Source organism: Tropicimonas isoalkanivorans (assembly GCF_900112335.1).
Classification (GTDB): Bacteria; Pseudomonadota; Alphaproteobacteria; order Rhodobacterales; family Rhodobacteraceae; genus Tropicimonas; species Tropicimonas isoalkanivorans.
Genome location: NZ_FOLG01000005.1, coordinates 57,947 through 82,829, shown reverse-complemented (window position 1 = coordinate 82,829; position 24,883 = coordinate 57,947). Strand labels below are relative to the sequence as shown.

The window sequence follows — 24,883 nt, the reverse complement described above, 5'->3', positions numbered from 1 at the left end:
AGGGGGTCCGGGGGGTGGAAAACCCCCCGGCCTTTGCGTAACGGAGAGCGGAACGACACGAGGGAATCGAGACATGCGCCTGAGCCGCTACTTCCTGCCCGTCCTCAAGGAGACCCCCGCGGACGCCCAGATCGCCAGCCACCGCCTGATGCTGCGCGCCGGGATGATCCGACAGCAGGCGGCCGGCATCTATTCCTGGCTGCCGCTCGGTTACCGGGTGCTGCGGCGGATCGAGCAGATCGTGCATGAAGAGCAGCAGCGCGCCGGCCACATCCCTCTTCTCATGCCGACTCTCCAGCCGGCCGACCTGTGGCAGGAATCGGGGCGCTACAACGCCTACGGGCCGGAGATGCTGCGCATCCGCGACCGCCATGACCGGGACATCCTTTATGGGCCCACCAACGAGGAGATGATCACCGACATCTTCCGTAGCCATGTGAGCAGCTACAAGGATCTGCCGCTCACGCTTTACCATATCCAGTGGAAGTTTCGCGACGAGGTCCGCCCCCGCTTCGGCGTGATGCGCGGCCGCGAGTTCCTGATGAAGGACGGATACAACTTCGACCTGACCCGCGAGGATGCACTGCACGCCTACAACCGCCACCTGGTGAGCTACCTGCGTACCTACGAGCGGATGGGGCTGCAGGCCATTCCCATGCGTGCCGAGAGCGGGCCGATTGGCGGCGACGATACACACGAGTTTCTGGTTCTGGCCGATACCGGCGAAAGCGGGGTGTTCTACGACAGCGAGATCACCGACCTCAGGTTCGGCGACCGGGATATCGACTACGACAGCGTCGAGCAGTGCCAAGGTGTGTTGGAGGAATTCACATCCCGCTACGCCCGCACGGACGATACCCACGACGAAGCAGTGTTTCAGGAGCAGGTGCCGGAGGCGCGCCGCCGGGAGGCGCGCGGCATCGAGGTGGGGCAGATCTTCTATTTCGGCACTAAGTATTCCGAGCCGATGGGAGCGACCGTTGCCACACAGGGCGGCGAGCGTGTGCCGGTGCATATGGGCTCGCACGGCATCGGCGTCAGCCGTCTCGTCGGGGCGTTGATCGAGGCCAACCACGACGAGAACGGGATTATCTGGCCCGAGGGCGTGACGCCGTTCCATTGTGGCATCGTCAACCTAAAGCAGGGTGACGCTGCTGCCGACGGCGCCTGCGAAGATCTCTACAAGGCGTTGCGCGCAAAGGGTCTCGACCCGCTCTACGACGATCGGGAGGAACGCGCTGGGGCAAAGTTCGCCACGATGGATCTGATCGGCCTGCCTTGGCGGATCACGGTCGGTCCGCGCGGGCTGAAGAACGGCGTGGTCGAACTGACCTGCCGTCGCACCGGCGAAAGCGAGGAGATGACGCCGGAAGCCGCGGTCGCGCGGGTGGCGGAGATCTACGCCGGCATCTGATCCCCTGCTCGCACGGCGGCGCGAACTGGTCAGCTTTGCGTCGCCGAGAGGCCTGGCCGTGGTTTCCGTTTTCAGATTCGGTCGCGAAGGGAATACCAGAGCATTGCGAGCGCCAGAAGCGGGCTGCGCAGGCTGCTGCCGCCGGGGAACCGCGGGGTCGGGACGCGTGCCATCACGTCGAAGCGCTCCGCCTGGCCTGCGATCGCCTCCGCCGCGATCTGTCCGGCGAGCGTTCCCATGGCCACACCGTGCCCGGAGTATCCCGAAAGGCTGAGAACGTTCCCCGCGCGGCGCGCAAAATGCGGCATCCGGTTCATGGTGATTGCGAGCGTGCCACCCCAGGCGTAGTCCAGCTTGGTATCCTTCAGATGGGGAAACAGCTCCAGCATCGGCTTCGAAACCTTCTTTCGGATGTCGGTCGGGAAGCGGTAGCTGTAGTTCTCTCCTCCGCCGAAGAGTAGCCGGCGGTCTTCCGAGAAGCGGTAATAGTTGACGACGAACCTGCTGTCGCCCACAGCGTAGCCGCCTCGGATGATGCTTGCCTGCTGTTCGGCCGTCATCGGCTCCGTCGCGACAATGAAGTTGTTGATCGGCATGACCCGGGCGGCGACGTGCGGGTCAAGATCGCCCAGATAGCCATTGCACCCCAAAACCACGTGATCGGCGGTGACGGTCGCGCTGTCCGTCCGCAGTCGGGCGGGCGCGCCGGGCTCCAGGCCAGTTACCTTTGACCGCTCGAAAATCCGGACACCCGCGCTCGCGGCCATGCGGGCAAGGCCCAAGGCAAAGCGCAGCGGGTCAAGATGGCCGGAATTCGTATCGAGAAAGCCACCGTGGTAAGCGTCCGTGCCGATGATACTACGGATCTCCTCGCGGCCGAGGAACCGCACATGGCGATAGTCGTACCGCTCCCGCAGGGTTTCGACATAGGCCTGTGTCTCCGGCACAAAACGGGCCCGGTGATCGGCGTGGATCAGCCCCGCATGATACGTGCAGCCCTCCATCTCCGGCCGCGCGGTAAGTTTCCGCACAAGGTCAACGGCGTCCAGCGAGATGTCCCAAAGGGTTCGGGCGTCGTCGTGGCCCTGAGCGGCCTCCAGCGCGTCTTGGTCCATGCGCTGACCGGCCCAAACCTGTCCGCCATTGCGGCCAGATGCGCCGAAACCGACGCGCTGCGCTTCGAGAAGCACAACGTTGAAACCGCGTTCCGCCAGGTGAAACGCTGCGCTGAGCCCGGTGAAGCCGCCGCCCACGACGCACACGTCGCACCGCACGTCCCCTTCCGCTGCGGGGAAGGGGGGCAGGGGCTTGGCATGGGCGGCGTAGTACGACTGGGGGTATTCGCCGGGGCGATCGTTGGCAGTCAGCAGATCCATCAGTGTGTTACCGGTACAGACCTTCGTCCTTGATCCGGGCGAGTGTCAGGTCCAGCGCCCGAACGGCCCGTTCAATCAGCACGTCGACGTCTGACTTGGTCAGGATCAGCGGCGGCGCGATGATCATGCGGTCGCCAACATGGCGCATGACGAGGTTGTTTTCGAAGCAGTGCCCTCGCGCGATCAGGCCGATAGTGCCCGTCTCGGCCGCAAAGGGTGCGCGGGCGGCCTTGTCCGGGGTGAGGGCAAGCGAGCCCATGAACCCGCGGATCACGGCCTCTCCCACCAGCGGATGTTCGGCGAGTTGACGCCACTTTTCCGCCAGATAGGGGCCGGTCCCGGAGGCCACGTTCTCCACCAGTTTCTCGTCTTCGAGAATGCGGAGGTTCTCCAACGCCACGGCGCAAGCGACGGGGTGGCCGGAATATGTGTAGCCGTGGTTGAAGTCGCCGGCCTCCGCCACCGTGTTTGCCACCTCGTCGCAAACGATCGAGGCGCCAATGGGGATGTAGCCGGAGCTGAGACCCTTTGCGACCGTCATGATGTCGGGGCAAATGTCGTAGGACTGGCTGCCGAACATCTGGCCGGTCCGGCCGAAACCGCAGATCACCTCATCCGCGATCAGCAGGATGGCATGGGCGTCGCAGATGCGCTGGATCTCGGGCCAGTAGCTGTCCGGCGGGATGATGACGCCGCCAGCCCCTTGGATCGGCTCGGCGATAAACGCCGCAACCTTGTCTTCCCCCAGTTCCTCGATCTTCGCTTTTAACTCCCGCGCGCGGGCACGTCCGAACTCTTCGGGCGTCATGTCCCCGCCTTCCGCGTACCAATGCGGCTGGCCGATATGCACGATGTCCGGAATCGGCAGTCCGCCCTGGGCGTGCATTCCCGTCATCCCGCCAAGCGAAGCCCCGGCCATCGTGGAGCCGTGGTAGGCATTCTTCCGGCTGATGATGACCTTCTTCTCCGGCTTGCCTTTCGCCGCCCAATAGTGCCGGACGAGGCGCACATTAGTGTCGTTCGCGTCCGACCCGCCCGAGGCGTAGAAGACGTGGTTCAGATCGCCCGGAGCGATTTCCGCCAACTTTCGTGCCAGCTCGATGGCGGGCACGTGGCTCGTTTGGAAGAACGTGTTGTAGTACGGCAGTTCCCGCATCTGGCGCGCGGCCGCCTCGGCCATGCTGTCCCGGCCGTAGCCGATGTTGACGCACCACAGGCCGGCCATTGCATCGAGGATCTCCTCACCCTCGCTGTCAGTGAGTGTCACGCCCTTGGCGCGGGTGATGATCCGCGCTCCTTTTGCCGCCAGTTCCGCGCCGTCGGTGAAAGGGTGCATGTGATGGGCCGCGTCCAGCGCCTGCAGTTCTGCCGTGGGCGGGAAGTTGGAAATCAGGTTCATCGGGCAGTCCTTTTTAAGCGTTCAGCAGCAGGTGCTGGCGTTCCCAGGGGGATATCTCGCGTTTGTATTCGTCGTGTTCGGCGTGCTTGATGTCCGAGTAGAGCGAGCAGAAATCCCGCCCGAGCACGTCGCGCACCGGGTGTTCATCGTCGAAAAGTTGGAGTGCGGCGCCAAGGTCTCCCGGCAGGCGGCTGTCACTCTGAAAGACCTCGTGAACCGCGGCTGGCCGTGGGGCGATGCGCTCCATCATGCCGAGGTATCCGCATGCAAGGCTCGCCGCGATGGCCAGGTAGGGGTTGCAGTCGATCCCGATCACCCGGTTTTCGACACGTCGCGCTTCGGGTGGAGAGTTCGGGATGCGTAGCCCCGTGGTGCGGTTGTCGCTGCCCCATTCCAGATTGGTGGGCGCGCTCATCCCCTCCGCATTAAAGCGGCGGAAGGAATTCACATAGGGCGCCAGCAAGGGCACAACCGACATCAGGTGCTTCTGGCTGCCGCCGATGAAGTGATGGAAGGCGTCGGTCTCCTTGCCGTCCTTGGTCGAGAAGATGTTGCGGTTTTTCGTATCCACCACGCTTTGGTGGATGTGCATCGCCGAGCCGGGCTCGTCGCGCATCGGCTTGGCCATGAAGGTCGCGAAAACGCCGTTCTTGAGTGCGGCTTCACGGATCGTCCGCTTGAAATAGAAGACCTGGTCCGCCTGCTTCAGCGGATCGTCGTGCATCAGGTTGATCTCGATCTGTCCGGCGCCGCCTTCCTGGATCACTGTGTCGATCTCCAGGCCCTGAGCCTCGGCATAGTCGTAGATCATGTCGATGACCTCGCCATACTCGTCGACGGCGACCATCGAAAAGGCCTGCCGGCTCGCGCCCTTCCGTCCGGTTCGGCCCAAGGGCGGTTCGATGGGCTCGTTGGGGTCGGTGTTCGGCTTGGTGAGGTAGAATTCCAGCTCCGGTGCCACCACCGGCTTCCAACCCTGTTCGGCATAGAAGCTCAGGACGCGCTTCAGCACGTTCCGTGGCGCGATCCCGAGGGGTTCGCCTTCCCGCGTTTCGAGGTCACAGATCACCTGCACCGTCGCGTCCTCGGCCCAGGGCACTGCCGTCGCTGTCGTCATGTCCGGGCGCAAGACGATGTCCTTCTCCAACCATTGATCGGGGATGTCCATGTCGACGTATTCGCCGGAGATCGTCTGATAGAAGAGCGAGATCGGCAGATAGAACGTCTCGTCCGGCTTGAACTTGTGGTGCGGCATCGCCTTGCCTCGGGACATACCGACGATGTCGGGGATGATCGCCTCCACCTCCTCCAGCCGCCGGTCCCCAAGATGGGTGAGGAAGGCCTGGGGAAGGTTGCCGATCCAGTTGGTCGTAAATCTCGGCATGGTGAAAGCGTCCTTTGGCTCGTCAGGTGTGTGCGGGCGGCGCGGCACCGGGGTCGCGCCGGCGCCAGGTGCGCGCGTTTCCGGAGTTGCTGCGAGTTATGATCAAATTCTGTCGCGTGTCAACGCGAGCCGTCTCAGGCAGTTTCGGACTCGACTTCGTCGAGCGAAAGGCGAATCTGCTCGAGCCCTTGGCCGATATCCTCTTCCATCGCTGCCGAAACTTTATGCTCTTCGCCGCTTTCGAGGGCGTCGAGGGCCGCATCGTGCTGATCGGGCAGATTCGAGGTGCCGAAGCGTCCACACACAATGCGCAGGGACGGTCCGACGCGGGTCCACAATCCGCTCGCAAGCGCCAGAAGGACGTCTGCACCGGCATGCTCGTAGAGGCGGAAGTGGAACCGGAAATTCTGCTCCAGGTATCCTTGGACGTCGCCACGCGCGATGGCGAGATCGAGCCGGGCGTCGATTGCGCGTAGGTCCAGGATGAGCGTGTCATCGGCTCTTTCAGCAGCGCGGCGCGCCAATTCCGGCTCGATGGCGCGTCGAGCAAAGCCTATTTGTTCCAAATGGTTGAGTGTCATCCGCGGCACACAGAGGCGGCGGTTCCCGAGGGCGGTGAGCGCCCCTTCGGCAGTCAGCCGGCGGATCGCTTCGCGCACGGGCGTCATGCCTGCACCGAGACGGCCGCAAAGTCCCTGGATGGTCAGGGGCTCGCCCGGTGCGACCTCTCCGAACAGGATCATGTCACGAATCTTTTGGTAGATCGCTTCGTGTTCGGGTGTCTTTGCCTCTTGCGTGGTCACGAGCCTTGCCTTTTTCTTGATCACGGCGGCCTGGCGCCGGCAGGGGGTCTAAAACGCGGGCTTGCAATTCGGCCACCGTGCGGGAAGCTTGCGCTGAAGTGCAACGTTTGATCAAATTACAACGCACACCAAGAACGGGCAAACAAAACCAACAGGGGAAGACGGAATGACTAAGGGTATTGCGACGCTGCTGCTGACGGTCTCCATGGGAGCCACAGCCGCCGTTGCCGAAGAGGTCCGCGTCTACAACTGGTCGGACTACATCGACGAAGACCTTCTGACGAAGTTCGAGGAGGAGACTGGGCTGGACCTGGTCTACGACGTATTCGACTCCAATGAGGTGCTGGAGACCAAGATGCTGGCCGGCGGGTCCGGCTATGACGTGGTGGTGCCGAGCGGGACGTTCCTGCAGCGCCAGATCGCGGCCGGAGCGTTCCAGAAGCTGGACAAGTCCAAGCTGCCGAACTGGGATAACCTCTGGGACGTCATCTCTGAGCGGACCGCGCAATACGATCCGGGCAACGAATACGCCATCACCTACATGTGGGGCACGACCGGCATCGGCGCGAACGTGAACAAGGTAAAGGAGATCCTGGGCGAGGACGCCCCGATCGACAGCCTCGACCTCGTCCTCGATCCCGCGAACATGGAGAAGCTCGCCGAATGCGGCGTGCATTTCCTCGACGCGCCGGCCGAGATGATCCCCATGGCGCTCAAGTACATCGGCGAGGACCCGGACAGCCACGATCCCGATGTGATCGCCAAGGCGGAAGAGGTCTTCATGCCGATCCGCCCCTACATCCAGAAGTTCCACAGCTCCGAGTACATCAACGCGCTTGCCAACGGCGACATCTGCGTGGCCGTGGGCTGGTCGGGTGACATCCTGCAGGCGCGGGACCGGGCGGCAGAGGCCGACAATGGCGTCGAGATCGCCTACCATGCGGCGAAGGAAGGCGCACAGATGTGGTTCGACATGATGGCGATCCCTGCCGACGCGCCGAACCCGGATGGCGCGCACACGTTCCTGAACTTCATCCTGGATGCAGAGAACATGGCCGCGGCGTCGAACTATGTCTACTACGCGAACGGCAACAAGGCCTCGCAAGAGTACCTGGTGGAGGACGTGATCGGCGATCCGGCGATCTACCCGGACGAGGAGACGTTGAACAACCTGTTCACCACCACGCCCTATCCGGCGAAGGTGCAGCGCGTCGTGACCCGGCTCTGGACCAAGATCAAGTCCGGCACCTGATCCATCGGTCGGCCTCGCGCGCCAGGGCGCGCGAGGTCTCTTTTCCCTTTCTCCCAGCACAGGACGCAGATGTCTGAACCCGCGCCTTCCGGCCCGTCCGTCTTCGCGCCGTGGAAAGATCCCGCCGCGCGCCCGCTGATCCAGTTCCAGAACGTCACCAAGCGTTTCGGGGACTTCACCGCCATCGACAACCTGACGGTCGACATCTACGAGCGGGAGTTCTTCGCCCTTCTCGGGCCGTCCGGCTGCGGCAAGACCACGCTTATGCGAATGCTTGCGGGGTTCGAGTCGGCGACCGAAGGCTACATCCTGCTCGACGGCAAGGACATTGGATCGGTGCCGCCGAACAGGCGGGCGGTGAACATGATGTTCCAGTCCTACGCGCTGTTTCCGCACCTGACGGTCTGGGACAACATCGCCTTCGGCCTGAAGCGCGACAAGTTGCCGAAGGATCAGATCGCGGCCCGGGTGGAGGAGATGCTCCGGCTGGTTCAGCTCCAGAAATTCGCCAAGCGCAAGCCGCATCAGATTTCCGGCGGTCAGCGGCAGCGGGTGGCGCTCGCCCGCAGCCTCGCGAAGGCGCCGAAGCTGCTGCTTCTGGACGAGCCACTCGGTGCGCTCGACAAGAAGCTTCGGACCGACACCCAGTTCGAGCTGATGGAAATTCAGGAGAAGACTGGCACCACCTTTGTCATTGTCACCCACGACCAGGAGGAGGCGATGACCGTGGCCTCCCGCGTGGCGGTGATGGATCACGGCAGGATGGTGCAGGTCGACACGCCCGACCGGATTTACGAGACACCGAACTCCGTCTACGTGGCGGACTTCATCGGCGACGTGAACCTAGTGGAAGGCAACGCCACCGCCCACCACACGGACGGAAAGATCGAGATTCACTGGGCTGAAGGCAAGCCGCCGATCGTCGGCACGCCGATGGTGCCCATCGCGGACGGCACACGCTGCACGTTCGCGATCCGGCCCGAGAAGGTGCACATCTCCCGGGAGCATCCCGAGGGCAAGTCCAATATCATGCAGGGCAAGATCATCGACATCGCCTACCTCGGCAACATCTCCACCTACCACGTGCAGATCCCGACTGGCGAAATCTTCAAGGCGCAGACGGCCAACACCCGACGGATCGAGAAGCGAAAGTTCACCTGGGACGATCAGGTCTGGCTCTGGTGGCGCGAGTCCGCTGGCGTCGTCCTGACGGAGTAGCCCCATGAACTTCCGCAGGGCATTCCTGATACTCGTCCCCTACATGTGGCTGCTGGCACTTTTCCTGGTGCCGTTCCTTATCGTCTTCAAGATCTCCCTGTCGGACGTGGAATTGTCGATTCCACCTTATACCCCGACGCTGGATTTCTCCGCCGGGTGGGCGGGATTCAAGGACTTCCTCTCCCAACTCGATTTCGAGAATTACGTCTGGCTCACGCAGGACGACCTTTACTGGAAGGCCTACCTGTCCAGCCTGCAAATTGCTGTCATCTCAACTATCCTGACGCTGCTGGTGGGGTTCCCCATCGCCTACGGCATGGCCAACGCGCCCGACGAGTGGCGGCCGACGCTGATGATGCTGGTGATCTTGCCGTTCTGGACCAGCTTCCTGATCCGCGTCTACGCCTGGATGGGCATCCTGTCGAACGAGGGGTTCCTCAATCAGGTCCTGCTCTGGATGGGTGTGATTTCGGAGCCGCTGACGATCCTGAACACCAACTCGGCGGTCTATATCGGTATCGTCTACACGTACCTGCCATTCATGATCCTGCCGATCTACGCCACTCTGGAGAAGCTCGATGGCTCGCTTCTGGAGGCCGCGGAGGATCTTGGCTGCACCCGTTCCGGCGCTTTCTGGCTGGTGACGCTGCCGCTGTCGCGACCGGGTGTCATCGCGGGGTGCTTCCTCGTCTTTATCCCCGCGCTCGGTGAATTCGTGATCCCTTCGCTCCTGGGCGGCTCCGGGACTCTGATGATCGGCAAGGTGCTGTGGGAAGAATTCTTCTCCAACCGCGACTGGCCGGTCGCCTCGGCTGTCGCGGTGGTTCTGCTTGCGATCCTGATCGTGCCGATCATCCTGTTCCAGCGGCAGCAGCAGCGCCAGCAGGAGGCGGACAGATGAGGCGTCTGACCTGGTTTAACACCGTCTCGCTGACGCTTGGCTTCGCGTTCCTCTATGTGCCGATGCTGATCCTCGTCGTCTTCTCCTTCAACGCCTCCAAGCTGGTGACGGTGTGGGCGGGATTCTCCACCCGTTGGTATGGCGAACTGTTCCGAAACGAGGCGTTCCTCGATGCGGCGTGGGTCACATTGAAAGTGGCGCTCGCGTCATCGACCATCGCGACGCTGCTGGGAACGATGGCAGCCTATGTCCTGGTGCGCGGAGGGCGGTTCTTTGGCCGAACGCTATTCTCCGGGATGATCTATGCGCCGCTCGTCATGCCGGAGGTCATCACCGGCCTGTCGCTGTTGCTGCTCTTCATTTCCATCAACCTCGACCGGGGTATTTTCACCATCGTTCTGGCCCACAGCACGTTCTCGATGTGCTACGTCTCGGTCGTGGTCTCTTCCCGCCTGGTGAGTTTCGACACCTCCGTCGAGGAAGCGGCGCTGGACCTTGGGTGCACACCCTTCGAGGCATTCCGGCTCGTGACGCTGCCCATCATCCTGCCGGCCGTCATCTCGGGCTGGTTGCTCGCGTTCACCCTGTCGCTCGACGACCTCGTCATCGCGTCCTTCGCCGCCGGCCCAAGTTCCACCACGCTGCCGATCAAGATCTTTTCCTCGGTTCGGCTCGGTGTCAGCCCGGAAATCAACGCGCTTTCCACAATCATGATTTCCATTGTCGCGGTCGGAGTCATCGCGACGTCGCTGGTCTCCAAGCGGGCCATCGCGCGGCAGGCGCGTGAAGAACGCGCGGCGATGCAGGGATGAAACGGGTCTATGAGCCAATGGCCTACGGGCCGCGCCCTATTGAGGGCAATTTCTGGAATACCACGGTTCCGAAGGACGAGGGTGCGTTGCCGTTCGTCGAGGGGTCGCTGTCCTGCGATGTCGCGGTCGTCGGCGGCGGCTACACCGGACTCTCCGCCGCGTTGAACCTTGCGGAGGCGGGAGCGGACGTGGTGCTGGTAGATGCGAAGCATCCCGCTTGGGGTGCCTCCGGCCGCAACGGCGGGTTTTGCTGTCTCGGCGGGGCGAAACTGGACGCCGGCACGCTGGAACGGCGGTACGGGCCGTCTGAGGCGCGTTCCTTTTTCGACGCGGAGCGGCTGGCGGTGGAGACGGTGGCCGAGCGGCTGGAACGCCATGGCATCGCGGCGGACACCCACTCCAAGGGCGAGACCATGCTTGCCCACAGAAGCGTGGACGTTGCGACCCTTGAGCAGAAGGCGCGGGAGATCAACGCCAGGTACGGCGTGAAATGCGAGGTCATTCCAGCCGATGGGCTGGCCGAGAACGGAATGGCGAGTTCGGAGTTCCACGGCGCCATCACCACGCCAATCGGTTTCGCTCTGAACCCGTTGAAGTACGCCCTCGGGCTGGAGCAGGCAGCAATCTCGGCCGGAGCCAGGATCTTCGGCAGTTCCCCGGTCACGGCGATTGCACGCCGGAACGGGCGCTGGAGGTTGCAGGTTCCGCACGGCACAATCACCGCCCGCACCCTGCTGATGGCCACAAACGGGTATAGCTCCGAGGACCTGCCGGATTGGATGGCGGGCCGCTACATGCCTGTCCAGTCCAACATCCTTGTCACGCGCCCGCTGACCGAGGAGGAACTGGCCGCGCAGGGATGGACGTCGCACCAGATGTGCTACGACACCCGCAACCTGCTGCATTATTTTCGCTTGATGCCGGACCGACGAATGCTCTTTGGCTTGCGCGGCGCCGTGCGGGCGACCGAGGCCGCGCATGCGGGCATCCGGGCCATGGCGCGAGCGGATTTCGACCGGATCTTCCCGGCGTGGCGGCATGTCGAAACGCCCTTTTTCTGGTCGGGCCTTGTCGCCATATCGCGCGATTTCACACCGTTCGCGGGGCCGATGGGAGGGATGGAGAACGCCTATGCCGCCATGTGCTACCACGGCAACGGAGTGGCAATGGGCAGCTACGCCGGTACCATTCTCGCCGGCCTCGCCCTAGGTCAGCCCGAACGCCGACCCTATCCGGAGTTGATGCGCCGCGAGCCGAGGCGCATTCCGTTCGGCCAGCATCGACGTATGGTCCTGCCATTCGTGAACCGCTGGTATCGGTTGCTCGATTCCCGCTGAAACCGCTCAACGTCCGGCCGGCAAGGCAGGTATGATGCGGCTGCCCCCTGACGCGCGCGTCCAGGAGAGGGTATAGGAGGCCCCAATACCGGAACGAACAGGAGAGGTTTCATGAGTCCCAACCGAGAGCAGGAAGCCGCCCTGATCGACGCCATACGAGACGCTGCGAGGACAGAGATCCTTCCTAGGTTCCGCAATCTGGATGCCGATGCGATCGATTCCAAGGCGAGCGCCGACGACCTCGTCACTGTCGCTGACCGCCGGTCTGAGGTGCTTATTTCCGCCGCTGCGAAAAAGATCCTTCCACATGCGGAAGTGATCGGCGAAGAGGCCGTCGCCGAGACGCCAGCCCTTCTCGACCGTATCGCCGCGGCGGAGACCGCGGTGATCATCGACCCCATCGACGGCACGTGGAATTACGCCAAGGGGCTGTCGACATTCGGCGTGCTTCTCGCGGTGACCAGCGGGGGCGAGACGGTTTTCGGCGTGCTGTACGACCCGGTAAACGACGACTGGATCCTGACCCGGCGGGGTGGCGGCACCTGGTTCTGCACTGCGAACGGAACGGAACGGCAGCTGCGGATTGACGGGCCACGGGAGGCGACCGACTTTGGCGGCTTCGGCGCGCCCGCTATGCTGCCCAAGCATATGCAGGAGAGGGCGCAACTGGACCTGTTGCGGCAGGGCAGGGTGCTCGACCTTCGTTGCGCCTGCCACACGTATCGCATGATGTGTTTCGGTGTGGGGGACTTCAGCTTCGATCCCAAGCTGATGCCGTGGGATCACGCCGCAGGCGCCCTCGCGGTTGAGGAGGCGGGCGGCGTGGTGCGCTTGCTGGGCGGGCGATCCTATGCGCCGACGATCCACAAGGGCTACATGCTCTCGGCCCGTGACGCCGAAACGATGGATCGGATGCAAGCGGAACTGGCTTGGATGTGCGACGGCGCCTGAGGCGCACGTTTTCGGCTCGGTCGCGCCGGCTGGAATAGCCTTCATTTACATTCAAACCCGACCGGAGGGGCTGGCCGATGCCATTCGGCCAGCCGATTTGCGCGACTAGAGGCACTTCAAAAACCATCAACTAGCATCTAATATGCCGGAATTCACATAGGGGCGATCCATGGCCAAGACTTCCTCCGATACGATCCTGCTGCACTCCGAAGACAACGTCCGCATGGCTTTGCGCGCGTTTGAGGCTGGAGACACAGTGGACGGGCTGACCGTTTCTCAGGCCGTTTCAAGAGGGCACAAGATCGCCACGCGCGAGATTGCCCAAGGCGATGCAATTCGGAAGTACAACCAGGTCATCGGCTTCGCGTCCGTTCCAATCGCTGCGGGCGACCACGTTCACACGCAGAACTGCGCCTACCGCGCAGACTTCGAGCGCGATCCGGAACCTTGCGCCGGGGCCCAACCGACCGACTTCGTCCCCGCCTCCGAACGGGCGCAGTTCATGGGGTATAAGCGCCCGGACGGCCGCGTCGGCACGCGAAACTACATCGGCATCCTGACGACGGTGAATTGCTCCGCAACAGTCGCACGAATGGCGGCGGCGCATTTCACCCCAGAGCGGCTCGCAGCATTCCCGAACGTGGACGGCGTGGCGGCCTTCACCCATGGGACGGGCTGCGGCATGGCGATGGACGGCGAAGGGTTCGGGATGCTCCAGCGGACCCTTGCGGGGTATGCCGCGCATCCGAATTTCGCCGGCGTGCTGGTGATCGGGCTGGGCTGCGAGGTGATGCAGATCAGCCTGATGATGGAGACCTACGGCCTGAAAGAAGGGGAGCGGTTCCAGCGGATGACAATCCAGGAAACCGGCGGCACGCGCAAGACGGTGGAGGAGGCCGTCCGTCGCATCGAGGCCATGCTGCCTGCGGCCGACGCCTGCCGCCGCGAGGCCGTCAGCGCGGAGCATTTGTCCGTTGCCTTGCAATGCGGCGGCTCCGACGGCTATTCCGGGATCACCGCCAACCCGGCTCTCGGGAACGCCGCGGACCAGCTGGTGCGGCACGGGGGCACGGCAATCCTGGCCGAAACACCTGAGATCTTCGGCGCAGAGCACCTGTTGACCCGCCGCGCCGAAACGCCGGAGATCGCCGAGAAGCTTCTGGAGCGCATCCGCTGGTGGGAGGACTACACCGCGCGGAACAAGGGCGTGATGGACAACAACCCCAGCCCCGGCAACAAAGCTGGCGGTTTGACGACGATCCTCGAGAAGTCCCTCGGCGCCGCGGCGAAAGGCGGGACGACGAACCTCACGGGCGTCTATGAGTATTCCGAGCGCGTCACCACGCCCGGCTTCGTCTTCATGGACAGCCCCGGCTATGATCCAGCCTCCATCACGGGGCAGGTGGCATCCGGGGCCAACCTGGTCTGTTTCACCACAGGGCGCGGATCTGTCTTCGGCTACAAGCCGGCGCCCTCCATGAAACTCGCCACCAATTCCGAAATGTTCGCCCGCATGTCTGACGACATGGACATTAATTGTGGCGTGATTGTCAGCGACGGCGTGAGCGTCGAGGAGATGGGCGAGCAGATCTTTCAGGAAATGCTGGACGTGGCGTCTGGAAAACGGACGAAGAGCGAGGACCTGGGGTTTGGCGACAACGAGTTCATCCCCTGGCAGGTGGGCGCTGTCATGTGAGACGCACCGCCGCGCGCGAAAGCGCGCGGCGTGGCCCAACGGGCCGGGTCACATCTTTGATGTGGCGCGGGCGGGCGGGAGCGCCCCGTCCCTGTCAGGTTGACGGCTGCCGCCGCATCGCCCGACGTATCTCCCCAAGGTGGGTCGCGCCGAGCAGGTGGGCGGCAGCGAAATAGCTCAGTATGCCGACGCCGACCAACGCCCCAAGAGCGGCGTAGCGGAGGCCGGGCTCGTACAGCGACTCGCCAAGCAAAGTCCGCGTTCCCAACAGGCAGCCGGCCATCACCACACAGGCCAAAACGATCCGCCAGATGCGCCGTTTGAGCCTCGCGTCAAGCGCGGCCGCCTCGCCCATGCCTCTGGACCCCGCCCACAGCAAGACCACCATCGCCCATCCCGCCAGCGTCGTGGCCCAAGCGGCGGCGTAGAAGCCGATCAGGAACGCCCCGCCGATCGCGATGACGGCATTCAGAACCATGGCCACCAGCGCGTAATTGAAGGGTGTTCGGGTATCGTGGCGGGCAAAATAAAGCGGCTGCAGCACTTTTTGCAGAACGAACGCAGGCAGGCCGGCGCCGTAAATCGCGGTGACGAGCGCCGTGCGTTCGGCCGCTTCCGGCCCAAACGCGCCCCTCTGGTACAGCACCGAGACGATGGGGTCTGAGATCACGATCAGCGCTGCCGCGGCGGGGAGGGTGAGCAGAAGCGCGAATTCGGCGGCGCGGTTCAAGGCGTCCCGACCGCCCGCAGTGTCTCCGCCGGCGAGCCGGCGCGAGAGGTCCGGCAGCAGGACGACGCCGATAGCAATGGCCACAACCCCCAGGGGAAGTTGGTAGAGGCGGTCCGCCAAATTGAGATACTGGATCGCGCCATCGAAATAGCTCGCGACCTGCCGCCCCACCAACAGGTTCACCTGCACCACGCCGCCAGCGAGCATCGCCGGGCCCGCAATACGGGCAAGGCGGCGCATCTCGGGTGTCAGGCGCGGCCAGCCCAGCGTCAGGCGGAAGCCCGCCCGTGCCGCCGCCCACCAGACGAGGGCAAGCTGGGCTGTTCCCGCGAGCGGTACGGCCCAGACGAGGAAAGTGCCGAAATCGCCGCCGCTCGCCTTCGCCAGTAGCATGGCGCTGACAAGGATGACATTCAGCAGGACCGGCGCCGCCGCGGCCGCGACGAAACGGCCAGTCGCATTCAAGACGCCGGACAGCAGGGCCGCCAGCGAGATGAAGAGGATGTAGGGAAACGCGATCCGCCCGAAATGGACCGCCATGCCGAACCGCTCGTCCGCCGCAAAGCCGGAGGCCATGGCCAGCACCAGCCACGGCATCGCGACTTGCGCCAGCAGCGAAAAGCCGATGAGCACCGTCGCAAGGCCATTGAACGCGTTCTGTGCGAACTCCTGCGCGTTCTCATCTCGCTCCAGCTTCTTGGAGAACATGGGCACGAACGCCATGTTGAACGCACCTTCCGCAAAAAAACGGCGGAACATGTTTGGCAGGCTGAACGCGATCAGGAAGGCCTCCGCCACCGGCCCGTCGCCAAGGGTCGCGGCGATGAAGATATCGCGCACGAACCCGAGGATCCGTGACATCAGCGTCCAGAACCCGACCGTCAGGAAGCCCGCCATCAGGCGGATCGGTTTCATTCGGTTCTGGCCCTTTCCGCCCCGCGTTCGATCGCGCTGACCAGCTTCTTCTCAAGCGAGCGGCGCTTCGAGTCCGAGTAGATTTTCAGTCCGACCATATCCTTCACGTAGAAGGTATCGACCACTTGCGCCCCGTAGGTCGCGATCACGGCCGAGGCGATATAGATGTTGGCGTTCGCCAGCGTCCGCGTGAGATCGTAGAGGAGACCGGGGCGGTCCCGGGTGTCCACCTCGATGATGGTATAGATTTCCGAGCCGTCGTTGTCGAAGTGGATCGACGTGGGAAAGCGGAAGTCACGCTCCCGCCGCTTTTGCTTGTCGCGTTTTTCGAGGGCTTGGCCGGGAATGACTTCGCCCTTCAGGGTCTTGTCGATCATCTGCCGCAGGCGCGGCAGTTTGCCAGACTCGTAGGGCGCGCCTTCGCTGTCCTGTATCCAGAAGATCGCAGTCGCGAAACCATCCTTCGTGGTGTAGGTGCGCGCATCCACAACGTTCGCGCCCACCAGCGCCAACGCCCCGGCGAGCCGGGAGAAAATCCCCGGATGGTCGGCAAGCGCGAAGCAAGCCCGCGTGGCGTCGTGTTCCACGTCGGGCGTGAGGTCGATGCGGATCTCGTCCGTCGGCAGATCTTTCAACTGTCGGGCGAAGACCACGTGAGCGTCGGTGTGCAGCCCCTGCCAGTAGGGCGGGTAGTGCCGTTCGATTTCGGCGTTGACCTCTTCCGGCGGCCAGTCGGACAGAGCCTTGCGCAACGCGGCCTGGGCCTCTTCGCCGATGTTTTCGCGGTTCAGCTCCTCGAGGCCGTTCTCCAGCGCGTCGGCGGTCTGGCGGTGCAGGGAGCGGAGCAGTTGCGCCTTCCAGTTGTTCCAGACGTTCGGTCCGACCCCGCGGATATCGCAGACAGTCAAAACGGTTAGCAGGTCCAGCCGCTTGCGGTTCTTCACGATTTTGGCGAAGTCGCGCACGGTGCGCGGATCGGAGATATCCCGTTTCTGGGCCATGTCCGACATCACCAGATGGTAGCGCACAAGCCATTCGACAGTGGCCACCTCGTCCTCATCAAGACCGAGCCGCTGGCAGACGGGACGGGCGATGCGCGCGCCGAGAATCGAATGGTCCTCGTCCCGGCCCTTTCCGATGTCGTGCAGGAAGAGCGCGAGGTAGAGGACGCGGCGATTGACCCCTTTCCGAAGGATCCGGGACGCAACCGGCAATTCCTCCACCAGTTCTCCGTGTTCGATCTGGGCCAGGACCCGGATGCACTGGATGGTGTGCTCGTCCACCGTGTAGGCGTGATAGAAGTTGAACTGCATCATCGCCACGATGGGTTCGAACTCCGGCACGAAGGCCGCAAGCACACCGAGTTCGTTCATGCGCCGAAGTGCCCGCTCCGGGTTCCCGTGATCGAGCATCAGTCGCAGGAAAATCCGTGCCGCTTCCGGATCTCGCCGCATCTTGTTGTCGACGCGGTGCAAGTTGGCCGAGACCAGCCGCATGGACTCCGGATGGATGAGTGTATCGGTGCGCAACGCTTCGTCGAACAGCCTGAGAAAATTGAGGTTGTCCGCCAGAAACGCAACGTCGTCGACAATCGCGAGCCGGCCGCCACGGATTTCGTACCCCTCGCGCAAGTGGGTTCGCCGCCGCCGCAGCCAGCTTGCCAGCATCGGTGGCCGCTTGGCGTGGGCTGTCTCCAAAGCTGTAAGGAAAATGCGGGTGAGTTCCCCAACCTGCGTCGCGTGGCGAAAGTAGTCTTGCATGAAATGCTCGACGGCCCGACGCCCGGAGTGGTCCTTGTAGCCGAGGCGCTCAGCAACGGGCACCTGCATGTCGAACGTCAGCTGGTCGACCGCCCGGCCCGCGACGAGATGCAGATGGGCCCGGCATGCCCATAGGAACGTCTCTGCCTGTTCGAACGCCCAGAACTCCTCCGGGGTGAACACGCCGAGCCCCACGAGTTCCTCGATAGACTGCACCCGGTTGACGTATTTCGCGATCCAGAACAGCGATTGCAGATCTCGCAACCCGCCTTTGCCCTCCTTGATGTTGGGCTCCAGCATGTATCGCTGTCCGCCCTGCTTCTTGTGGCGCTGTTCGCGTTCATCAAGCTTGGCTTCGACGTAATCTTTGCGGGACCCCTTGAAGAGTTCCGTCCAGAGCCGCTCCGTCAGCGTCTCGGTGAGTGCGGCATCTCCATCCAGATGCCGCATCTCCAGAAGCGAGGTGCGGATCGTGTAGTCCTCGCGACCGAGCTTCAGGCAATCTCGGATGGTGCGGGTTGCATGCCCCACCTTCAGCCGAAGATCCCATAGGATATAGAGAACTTCTTCGACGATCCGTTCGACTTCCGGGCTGATACGGGACTCGCACAGGAACAGCAGGTCGACATCGGAAAACGGCGCCATCTCGGCACGGCCGTATCCGCCAACGGCGATGATCGCAAAGCCGCCGTTCTTGTCGTTCGGGCTCGTGTCCGCCAGCAGGGTCGTGGCGGTCCAGTGCGCGCTGCGGACGATGCAGTCGGTCAGCCATGCGTAGGAATGCACGAGCTGTCGCGACGCCCTCGGGGAGCGGGCGAACGCCTCCTCGATGGCGGCGCGGCCATGACTGAGCGTCTCGGACAGGATCTCTGTGGCGCGGGCGCGCCGGCCGGTGCCTTCGCGCCCTTTCACGGCTTCGGCGAGCCGGTCAGGGAGACCGGCTGCGTCGAAGATATCCTGCGCCGGCCGGATCAGATCGACTGGCGGTGTCGCAACGATGGGAGGAGGCGGCGGCTCAGAAGCCGAAACCGCCGAAACTTCTCGGGGCGGGGTCAATGATGCTTACCTGATTGTTCTGGATCTGCCCGACCGCAAGGCCACGCTCGTTGGTTCCGTCCGACTTGAGCCGGAAGATGCCATTCACGCCGACGAAACCGGAGCCTTGCGTGAGCGCGGAGCGGGACAGGGCATCGGACCGGCCGCGTTCGATGAGGGCGCCGATTGCGGCGATCCCGTCATAGGAAAGGCCGGCAAGCGGGTGCGGTTCGGACCCATAGGCGGCGGCGTAGCGGCTGCGGAAGTTGGCGTTGAGCCCCGGATCGGGGAGCGCGAGCCAGGCACCTTGCAGTCCCGGTTGAGACAGGGCGGCCGGCGGGATGTCGAGCCGGGTGAGGCCGATGAACTGCTGGTTCGGCGCGCCGATGCCGTTTTCCGGCAGAAGCTGCGCCAGGTAGCTCATCGCGCCGTCGTTGTCCGAGGTGAAGAAGATCGCGTTGGCGCCGCTCGCTTCCACCTGCTGGCCGATCTGCGGGACTGCGGCGATAATTCCTTGCTGCGAGAAATCGAAGGACGCGTTGCCCGCCAGACGGGCGCTGCTGCTGTTGATCGCGCGCAGGATGGCGTCCCGCCCAACTTCCTCGGCGGTGCTGCGGGCGTTCACGACAAAGATGTCGCCACGCCCATGGGATGCCGCGTAGCGGGCCAGGCGATTGGCGGTGTTGTCGAAGGTATTCCCGAGGACGAAAACGTTGCCGCCCGCGATGGCGGTGTTGTTGGAGAAGGAGAGCACGTTTACGTTGCGGCTGGCCACGGCGCGGCCTGCGGCGTTCGCGGCTTCCGAATAGAGTGGCCCGAGAATGATCTTCGCCCCATCCCCTGCCGCGCGCGTGGCGGCGGCGGCGGCACCATCGGCGTTGCCGCCAGTGGTGTAGGTGCGCAGGTCGATGTTGGTACCATTGAGATCCGTAATGGCCATGCGCGCCGCATTTTCGAGGCTGCGGGAGACGACCGCGTCCCCGCCGCTCCCCCCGGGAACCAGCAGCGCAACGGTGACGGGCTGACCGGCATCGATTCGCGGCCCTCCGCCCGCCGTCGGCACGGTGTCGCACCCGGCCACGAACAGGGCCGCAGCGAGAGCGAGCCCCCGTCGCGCCGTCACAAGGGGATTTCTAAATGCTGAGAACATGGTGTAAATCTCGCTCTTCATGGTCTATCGGCGATGGCTCGAGCCGGGGGCGGAGTTTGCCGGCAGACCGTAAGGCTTGGAGGGCGGCAAGTAAATGTCTGACACGGACCATCCTGCGGTGTTCAAGATCGTGGACCTGCCCGCCGGGTTCCACTTCGTCGCCACGCCTATCGGAACGGCGCGGGACATCACGCTTCGGGCGCTCGATATCCTGGCCTCCGCCGACGTGATCGCCGCCGAGGACACGAGAACGGTTCGCCACCTGATGGAGCTCCACGGCGTACCGATCGGTGGCCGCCCGCTGGTCGCCTATCACGATCACAATGGCGCGGCCCAACGCCCCCGATTGCTGCGGATGGTAGAGGAGGGCAAGTCAGTGGCTTACGCCTCGGAAGCGGGCACGCCGCTGGTCGCGGACCCCGGCTACCAGCTTGGGCGCGCCGCAATCGATGCGGGGCTGTTCGTGACATGTGCGCCGGGGCCGTCCTCTGTGCTGACGGCGCTGACTTTGTCTGGGTTGCCGAGCGACCGGTTCCTCTTCGCGGGGTTTCCTCCCGCCGCCGCGGGGGCCCGGAAGAAATGGCTGGAGGGGATGGCAGCCTCCGATGCGACGCTCGTGCTGTTCGATTCCCCCAAGCGCGTTAGCCGATTGTTAGCGGAAATGAGTCCAATCTTCGGAGGCGACAGGCAAGCAGCGCTGTGTCGCGAAATGACGAAGCGGTTCGAGGAGGTTCTGCGCGGCACGATAGATGACCTGATCGCACGGCTTGCCGAGACCGCCCCGCGGGGGGAGATCGTCCTCGTGGTCGACCGGATGCGCCGGACGTCGGCGGAGCCAGCCGACGTGGACGCGGCGCTAAAGGATGCGCTGGAAAGGTTGTCGGTCAAGGAGGCGGCGGCGGAGGTCGCGGCGCAATTCGGGGTCGCCCGTCGGGAGGCTTACCAAAGGGCGTTGCAGTTGCGAAAAGGCGGAACGGAGGAGTGATGAGTGGATCTGTGTCCTATCATGCGGGTTTGGCCGCAGAGGGGATTGTCGAGAAGCATTATGCCCGGACTGGCAGGCCGGTCGCAGAGCGCCGATGGCGCGGGCAGGGCGGTGAGATCGACCTGATCGTCAGGGATGGCGACGGCCTGATCTTTGTCGAAGTGAAGAAGGCCCGCGATTTCGCCCGGGCCTCTGAGCGCGTCAGCCGCCGGCAGATGGAACGCATCCTCGCATCCGCGTCGGACTACCTGGGGCGCATGCCCCGGGGGCAGCTCACGGACGTGCGTTTCGACGTGGCCTTAGTCGACGGCCAAGGGCAACTTCAAGTCATCGAGAACGCGTTCGGCTGCTGAAAACAGGCCGTTGCCTCCCCGTCGCCGATAAGCGATGAAGACGCCAAGTTAACGGGAGCCTTTGCCATGCCGCTCAAGATCGCCTTTCAGATGGATCCGATCGCGGACGTCAACATCGACGCCGACAGCACATTTCGGCTGGCCGAAGAAGCGCAGGCGCGCGGCCACGAGATGTATTTCTACCTTCCCGGCCGATTGACCTGGGAGGACGGCCGCGTGTTCGCCCGCGCTCAGAAGATGACAGTGCGACGGCAACGCGGGGACCACGTAACCCTCGGGCCGGAAACCGTGCTGGACCTGAATGAGATGGACGTTGTGTGGCTGCGTCAGGACCCGCCGTTCGACATGGGCTACATCACCACAACGCATTTGCTGGAGTGGCTCCAGCCGCATGTTCTGGTCGCCAACGACCCGTTCTGGGTGCGTAACTGCCCGGAAAAACTTTTGGTTCTGCAGTTCCCGGACCTGATTCCGCCGACCATGATCGCGCGGGACCTGGCAAACCTGAAGGCGTTCAAGGCGCATCATGGGGACATCATCCTGAAGCCGCTGTATGGCAATGGCGGTGCCGGCGTGTTCCGGCTCGATCCGAACGACAGGAACCTGTCCTCGCTGCATGAGCTCTTCATCACCTTCAGCCGCGAGCCCCTGATCGCGCAAAAGTTCATTCCCGCCGTCGCCAATGGCGACAAACGCATCATTCTTGTGGACGGAGAGCCCGTAGGCGCCATCAACAGGGTGCCCGCCGAAGGGGAAACGCGCTCGAACATGCATGTCGGCGGCCGCCCGGAAAAGATCGCTTTGACGGAGCGAGATCGGGAAATCTGCGCGGCGATCGGGCCGCTCTTGCGGGAGCGCGGGCAGATCTTTGTAGGGATCGACGTGATCGGCGACTACCTGACCGAGATCAACGTGACCTCGCCGACAGGCATCCAGGAGTTGGAGCGGTTCGACGGCATCAATGTCGCCGAGAAGATCTGGCAAGCTATCGAGGCCCGTCGCGCAGGGTGAGCGGGCAACTCGTCATCCTGAACGAATTACTGCGTCTTGCGGTCAGGCCGCGCCTCGCCACGGTCACGAAGCCGGGGGAGGCGCGGCGCGATTTCGATCTGTTTTCGCAATTCTTCCTGCGGCTTGCCTCGGACGTGACCCACACCGTCGAGCCCGGCCGCCCTCCGCTGCACAGGTTCAGCCCGGGCGCGGTCAAAGGTTCGCATGTCATTATGTATTTTCATGGTGGCGGCTACATGGCCGGTAGTCCACGAACCCATGCGGCCTTGGCAGGGGCACTGGCACGGGCGAGCGGTTGCGAAGTGGTTTTGCCGGACTATCGCCTGGCGCCCGAGAACCCGGCGCCCGCCGCGCTGGAGGACGCGTGCGCCGCCCATGCAAATGTGCTCGATCGCGTTGGCGCGCCGGACAGGATCGTGCTGGGGGGCGACAGCGCGGGCGGCGGTCTGGCGCTTTCGTTGCTGGCGGACCTGTGTGCCAGGGGGGAACGGCCAGCGGCGGCGTTTGCGTTCTCTCCCTGGGTGGACATGACGCTATCCGGCGCGAGTCTTCGGGAAAACGCGGACACCGAGGCCTATCTGCCGGCGAACCGAATGGAACTCGCGAGGGATCTGGTGATCGGATCGCTCGCGCCCGAAGATCCCCGAGTCTCGCCGCTCTTTGCTGCATTCGAGGCCCCTCCGCCGGTGCAGATCCATGTCGGCAGGTCCGAAATCCTCAGGGACGACGCCCGGGCCATGGCGGAGCATCTGCGGAATGCCGGGGGGCAGGTCGAACTCGATGAACGGCCCGAGGTGCCCCACGCGTGGCCGATCTTTTGCGGCTATGTGCCAGAGGCCGATGAAACCGTCGCTTCGGTGGCCCGGTTTCTCGGCCGCGCCTGACCCGCGCTGGAGGTCCCGAGCGACAACCGGAAGGAAACGGCCTCCGCGATATGGGGCCGTCGGACGCTCTCGCTGCCGTCGAGGTCGGCGATGGTCCGCGCGACCCTCAGGACGCGGTGGTATCCCCGCGCGGAGAGACCGAACCGCTCCGCAACCTTGAGCAGGAGCGCGCGGCCTTCGCTGTCCGGGGTCGCGACCTCCTCGAGTTCGGCGCCTTCGGCATCCGCATTCACTCGGCATCCCTGTGCATTGGCGAAACGCCGCGTCTGCAGATCGCGTGCCTTGGCGACACGGGCGGCGATCTCGGTGGAGCCCTCGGATGAATCCGGCAGATCCAGGTCCATGAGACCCACTGGCGGGACGTCTACCCGGAGGTCGATCCGATCCATCAGGGGGCCGGAGATGCGTCCCAGATAATCGTCACCGCATCCAGGGGCGCGGGCACAGGCGCGGGACGGGTCCGCCAGATGGCCACAGCGGCAGGGGTTTGCCGCGGCGACCAGCAGGAACCGGCAGGGATAACGGACATGGGCATTGGCCCGCGCCACAACCACCTCGCCGTTTTCGATCGGTTGGCGAAGGGTTTCCAGAACGGTTCGGGGAAATTCCGGAAGTTCGTCCATGAACAGCACGCCGTTGTGCGCCAGCGAGATCTCCCCGGGTTTCGCCCCGCGCCCGCCGCCCACGATGGCGGCCATGGAGGCCGTATGATGCGGCTCCCGAAACGGTCGGTCGCGGGAGATGCCGCCCTCGTCCAGCAATCCGGCGAGGGAATGGATCATGGATGTCTCCAGCGCCTCGGCCGGCGTTAGCGGCGGCAGGATGCTTGGCATACGTGCTGCGAGCATTGACTTCCCCGCCCCCGGCGCGCCGACCATCAGCACGTGGTGCCGACCCGCAGCCGCAATCTCCAGCGCCCGCTTCGCGCGCTCCTGACCTTTGACGTCCCGAAAATCACGTCCGCCACCGTGGGAGGCAACCTCACCGGGTTGCGCCGGTTCCAGCGGGCATTGGCCCGTGAAGTGGCGCACCGCGTCGGCGAGGGATTTGGGTGCGATCACCTTGGCAGCGCCGACCCATGCGGCCTCCGGCCCACACCCGTGCGGGCACAGCAGGCTGCGGCCCTCTTCGGCCGCCGACATCGCAGCAGGGAGCGCGCCAATGACCGGCACCAACGAGCCGTCGAGGGACAATTCGCCAATCGAAAGTGTTTCTTCCGCGACCTCATCGGGCAGAATTTCCAGAGCAGCAAGGAGCGCAATGGCGATGGGCAGGTCGAAGTGAGAGCCCTCCTTGGGCAGATTCGCCGGCGACAGGTTTATCGTGATCCGCTTGGAGGGCAGGGCAATGGCCATGCTGCCGAGCGCGGCGCGAACGCGCTCTCTGGCCTCGCTGACCGCCTTGTCGGGCAGTCCGACGATGGAAAAGGCGGGCAATCCGGCCGTTACGGCGCATTGCACCTCCACCGGACGCGCCTCCACGCCTTCGAAGGCCACCGTATGGGCGCGTGATACCAT

At 64.1% G+C, this 24,883-nt stretch carries 20 protein-coding genes; 12 read left to right on the top strand and 8 right to left on the bottom strand.

What is annotated here, in order from left to right; genetic code table 11:
- The first annotated feature begins 73 nt into the window (after positions 1 to 73).
- On the top strand, positions 74 to 1,414 hold the full coding sequence (proS, locus tag BM075_RS10580) for a proline--tRNA ligase (protein ID WP_093360652.1): 1,341 nt from the start codon (positions 74 to 76) through the stop codon (positions 1,412 to 1,414).
- A 71-nt stretch (positions 1,415 to 1,485) separates the two neighbouring features.
- Here the strand turns inward: proS and BM075_RS10575 are convergent, their stop codons facing one another.
- The 4 genes from BM075_RS10575 to BM075_RS10560 all read right to left on the bottom strand — a co-directional run bounded on the left by BM075_RS10575 (position 1,486) and on the right by BM075_RS10560 (position 6,376).
- Entirely contained in the window at positions 1,486 to 2,790 is a 1,305-nt protein-coding gene (locus BM075_RS10575; protein ID WP_093360651.1) for an NAD(P)/FAD-dependent oxidoreductase, read from the bottom strand.
- A gap of 7 nt (positions 2,791 to 2,797) precedes the next feature.
- On the bottom strand, positions 2,798 to 4,189 hold the full coding sequence (locus tag BM075_RS10570; protein WP_093360650.1) for an aspartate aminotransferase family protein: 1,392 nt from the start codon (positions 4,187 to 4,189) through the stop codon (positions 2,798 to 2,800).
- A gap of 13 nt (positions 4,190 to 4,202) precedes the next feature.
- The gene (locus tag BM075_RS10565; RefSeq protein ID WP_093360649.1) at positions 4,203 to 5,573 is read right to left on the bottom strand and encodes a glutamine synthetase family protein; all 1,371 of its coding nucleotides are present in this window, start codon (positions 5,571 to 5,573) and stop codon (positions 4,203 to 4,205) included.
- Between the two features lie 134 nt (positions 5,574 to 5,707).
- Positions 5,708 to 6,376, bottom strand: coding sequence for a GntR family transcriptional regulator (locus BM075_RS10560; RefSeq protein WP_245758814.1), 669 nt, complete (start codon positions 6,374 to 6,376; stop codon positions 5,708 to 5,710).
- A 166-nt stretch (positions 6,377 to 6,542) separates the two neighbouring features.
- On the opposite strand from BM075_RS10560, the gene BM075_RS10555 reads away from it, so the two are divergent.
- From BM075_RS10555 to BM075_RS10525, 7 genes are all read left to right on the top strand, one after another.
- On the top strand, positions 6,543 to 7,628 hold the full coding sequence (locus BM075_RS10555; RefSeq protein ID WP_093360647.1) for a polyamine ABC transporter substrate-binding protein: 1,086 nt from the start codon (positions 6,543 to 6,545) through the stop codon (positions 7,626 to 7,628).
- A gap of 69 nt (positions 7,629 to 7,697) precedes the next feature.
- A complete protein-coding gene (locus BM075_RS10550; RefSeq protein WP_093360646.1) occupies positions 7,698 to 8,846 on the top strand; it encodes an ABC transporter ATP-binding protein in 1,149 nt (382 codons plus the stop codon).
- A gap of 4 nt (positions 8,847 to 8,850) precedes the next feature.
- Positions 8,851 to 9,747, top strand: a complete 897-nt coding sequence (locus BM075_RS10545; RefSeq protein WP_093360645.1) for an ABC transporter permease subunit — start codon at positions 8,851 to 8,853, stop codon at positions 9,745 to 9,747.
- The gene (locus tag BM075_RS10540; RefSeq protein ID WP_093360644.1) at positions 9,744 to 10,559 is read left to right on the top strand and encodes an ABC transporter permease; all 816 of its coding nucleotides are present in this window, start codon (positions 9,744 to 9,746) and stop codon (positions 10,557 to 10,559) included. Before BM075_RS10545 ends, BM075_RS10540 begins: the two co-directional genes overlap by 4 nt.
- Positions 10,556 to 11,896, top strand: coding sequence for an NAD(P)/FAD-dependent oxidoreductase (locus BM075_RS10535; protein WP_093360643.1), 1,341 nt, complete (start codon positions 10,556 to 10,558; stop codon positions 11,894 to 11,896). The genes BM075_RS10540 and BM075_RS10535 overlap by 4 nt, the downstream gene beginning before the upstream one ends.
- Positions 11,897 to 12,007: 111 nt before the next feature.
- Positions 12,008 to 12,847: an inositol monophosphatase family protein gene (locus BM075_RS10530; RefSeq protein WP_093360642.1), complete on the top strand. Its 840-nt coding sequence runs from the start codon at positions 12,008 to 12,010 to the stop codon at positions 12,845 to 12,847.
- A 169-nt stretch (positions 12,848 to 13,016) separates the two neighbouring features.
- Entirely contained in the window at positions 13,017 to 14,543 is a 1,527-nt protein-coding gene (locus tag BM075_RS10525; protein ID WP_093360641.1) for a UxaA family hydrolase, read from the top strand.
- A gap of 94 nt (positions 14,544 to 14,637) precedes the next feature.
- On the opposite strand, the gene murJ is transcribed toward BM075_RS10525, so the two are convergent.
- From murJ to BM075_RS10510, 3 genes are read right to left on the bottom strand one after another with little or no spacing between them, the layout of a single operon-like run.
- Positions 14,638 to 16,188 (bottom strand): murein biosynthesis integral membrane protein MurJ, encoded by a 1,551-nt coding sequence (gene murJ / locus BM075_RS10520; RefSeq protein ID WP_093360640.1) that lies wholly within the window; start codon positions 16,186 to 16,188, stop codon positions 14,638 to 14,640.
- Positions 16,185 to 19,004, bottom strand: coding sequence for a [protein-PII] uridylyltransferase (locus tag BM075_RS10515; RefSeq protein WP_093360639.1), 2,820 nt, complete (start codon positions 19,002 to 19,004; stop codon positions 16,185 to 16,187). The genes murJ and BM075_RS10515 overlap by 4 nt, the downstream gene beginning before the upstream one ends.
- Complete coding sequence (locus BM075_RS10510) at positions 18,964 to 20,133, bottom strand: penicillin-binding protein activator (protein WP_093360808.1); 1,170 nt, start codon at positions 20,131 to 20,133, stop codon at positions 18,964 to 18,966. The genes BM075_RS10515 and BM075_RS10510 overlap by 41 nt, the downstream gene beginning before the upstream one ends.
- 94 nt (positions 20,134 to 20,227) lie before the next feature.
- On the opposite strand from BM075_RS10510, the gene rsmI reads away from it, so the two are divergent.
- From rsmI to BM075_RS10490, 4 genes are all read left to right on the top strand, one after another.
- On the top strand, positions 20,228 to 21,118 hold the full coding sequence (gene rsmI / locus BM075_RS10505; RefSeq protein WP_093360638.1) for a 16S rRNA (cytidine(1402)-2'-O)-methyltransferase: 891 nt from the start codon (positions 20,228 to 20,230) through the stop codon (positions 21,116 to 21,118).
- Positions 21,118 to 21,471: a YraN family protein gene (locus BM075_RS10500; protein WP_093360637.1), complete on the top strand. Its 354-nt coding sequence runs from the start codon at positions 21,118 to 21,120 to the stop codon at positions 21,469 to 21,471. The genes rsmI and BM075_RS10500 overlap by 1 nt, the downstream gene beginning before the upstream one ends.
- Positions 21,472 to 21,537: 66 nt before the next feature.
- The gene (gene gshB / locus BM075_RS10495; RefSeq protein ID WP_093360636.1) at positions 21,538 to 22,482 is read left to right on the top strand and encodes a glutathione synthase; all 945 of its coding nucleotides are present in this window, start codon (positions 21,538 to 21,540) and stop codon (positions 22,480 to 22,482) included.
- Positions 22,479 to 23,366: an alpha/beta hydrolase gene (locus BM075_RS10490; RefSeq protein ID WP_093360635.1), complete on the top strand. Its 888-nt coding sequence runs from the start codon at positions 22,479 to 22,481 to the stop codon at positions 23,364 to 23,366. The genes gshB and BM075_RS10490 overlap by 4 nt, the downstream gene beginning before the upstream one ends.
- On the opposite strand, the gene BM075_RS10485 is transcribed toward BM075_RS10490, so the two are convergent.
- Positions 23,306 to 24,883: a YifB family Mg chelatase-like AAA ATPase gene (locus tag BM075_RS10485; RefSeq protein WP_093360634.1), complete on the bottom strand. Its 1,578-nt coding sequence runs from the start codon at positions 24,881 to 24,883 to the stop codon at positions 23,306 to 23,308. The two genes, BM075_RS10490 and BM075_RS10485, sit on opposite strands and share 61 nt — an antisense overlap.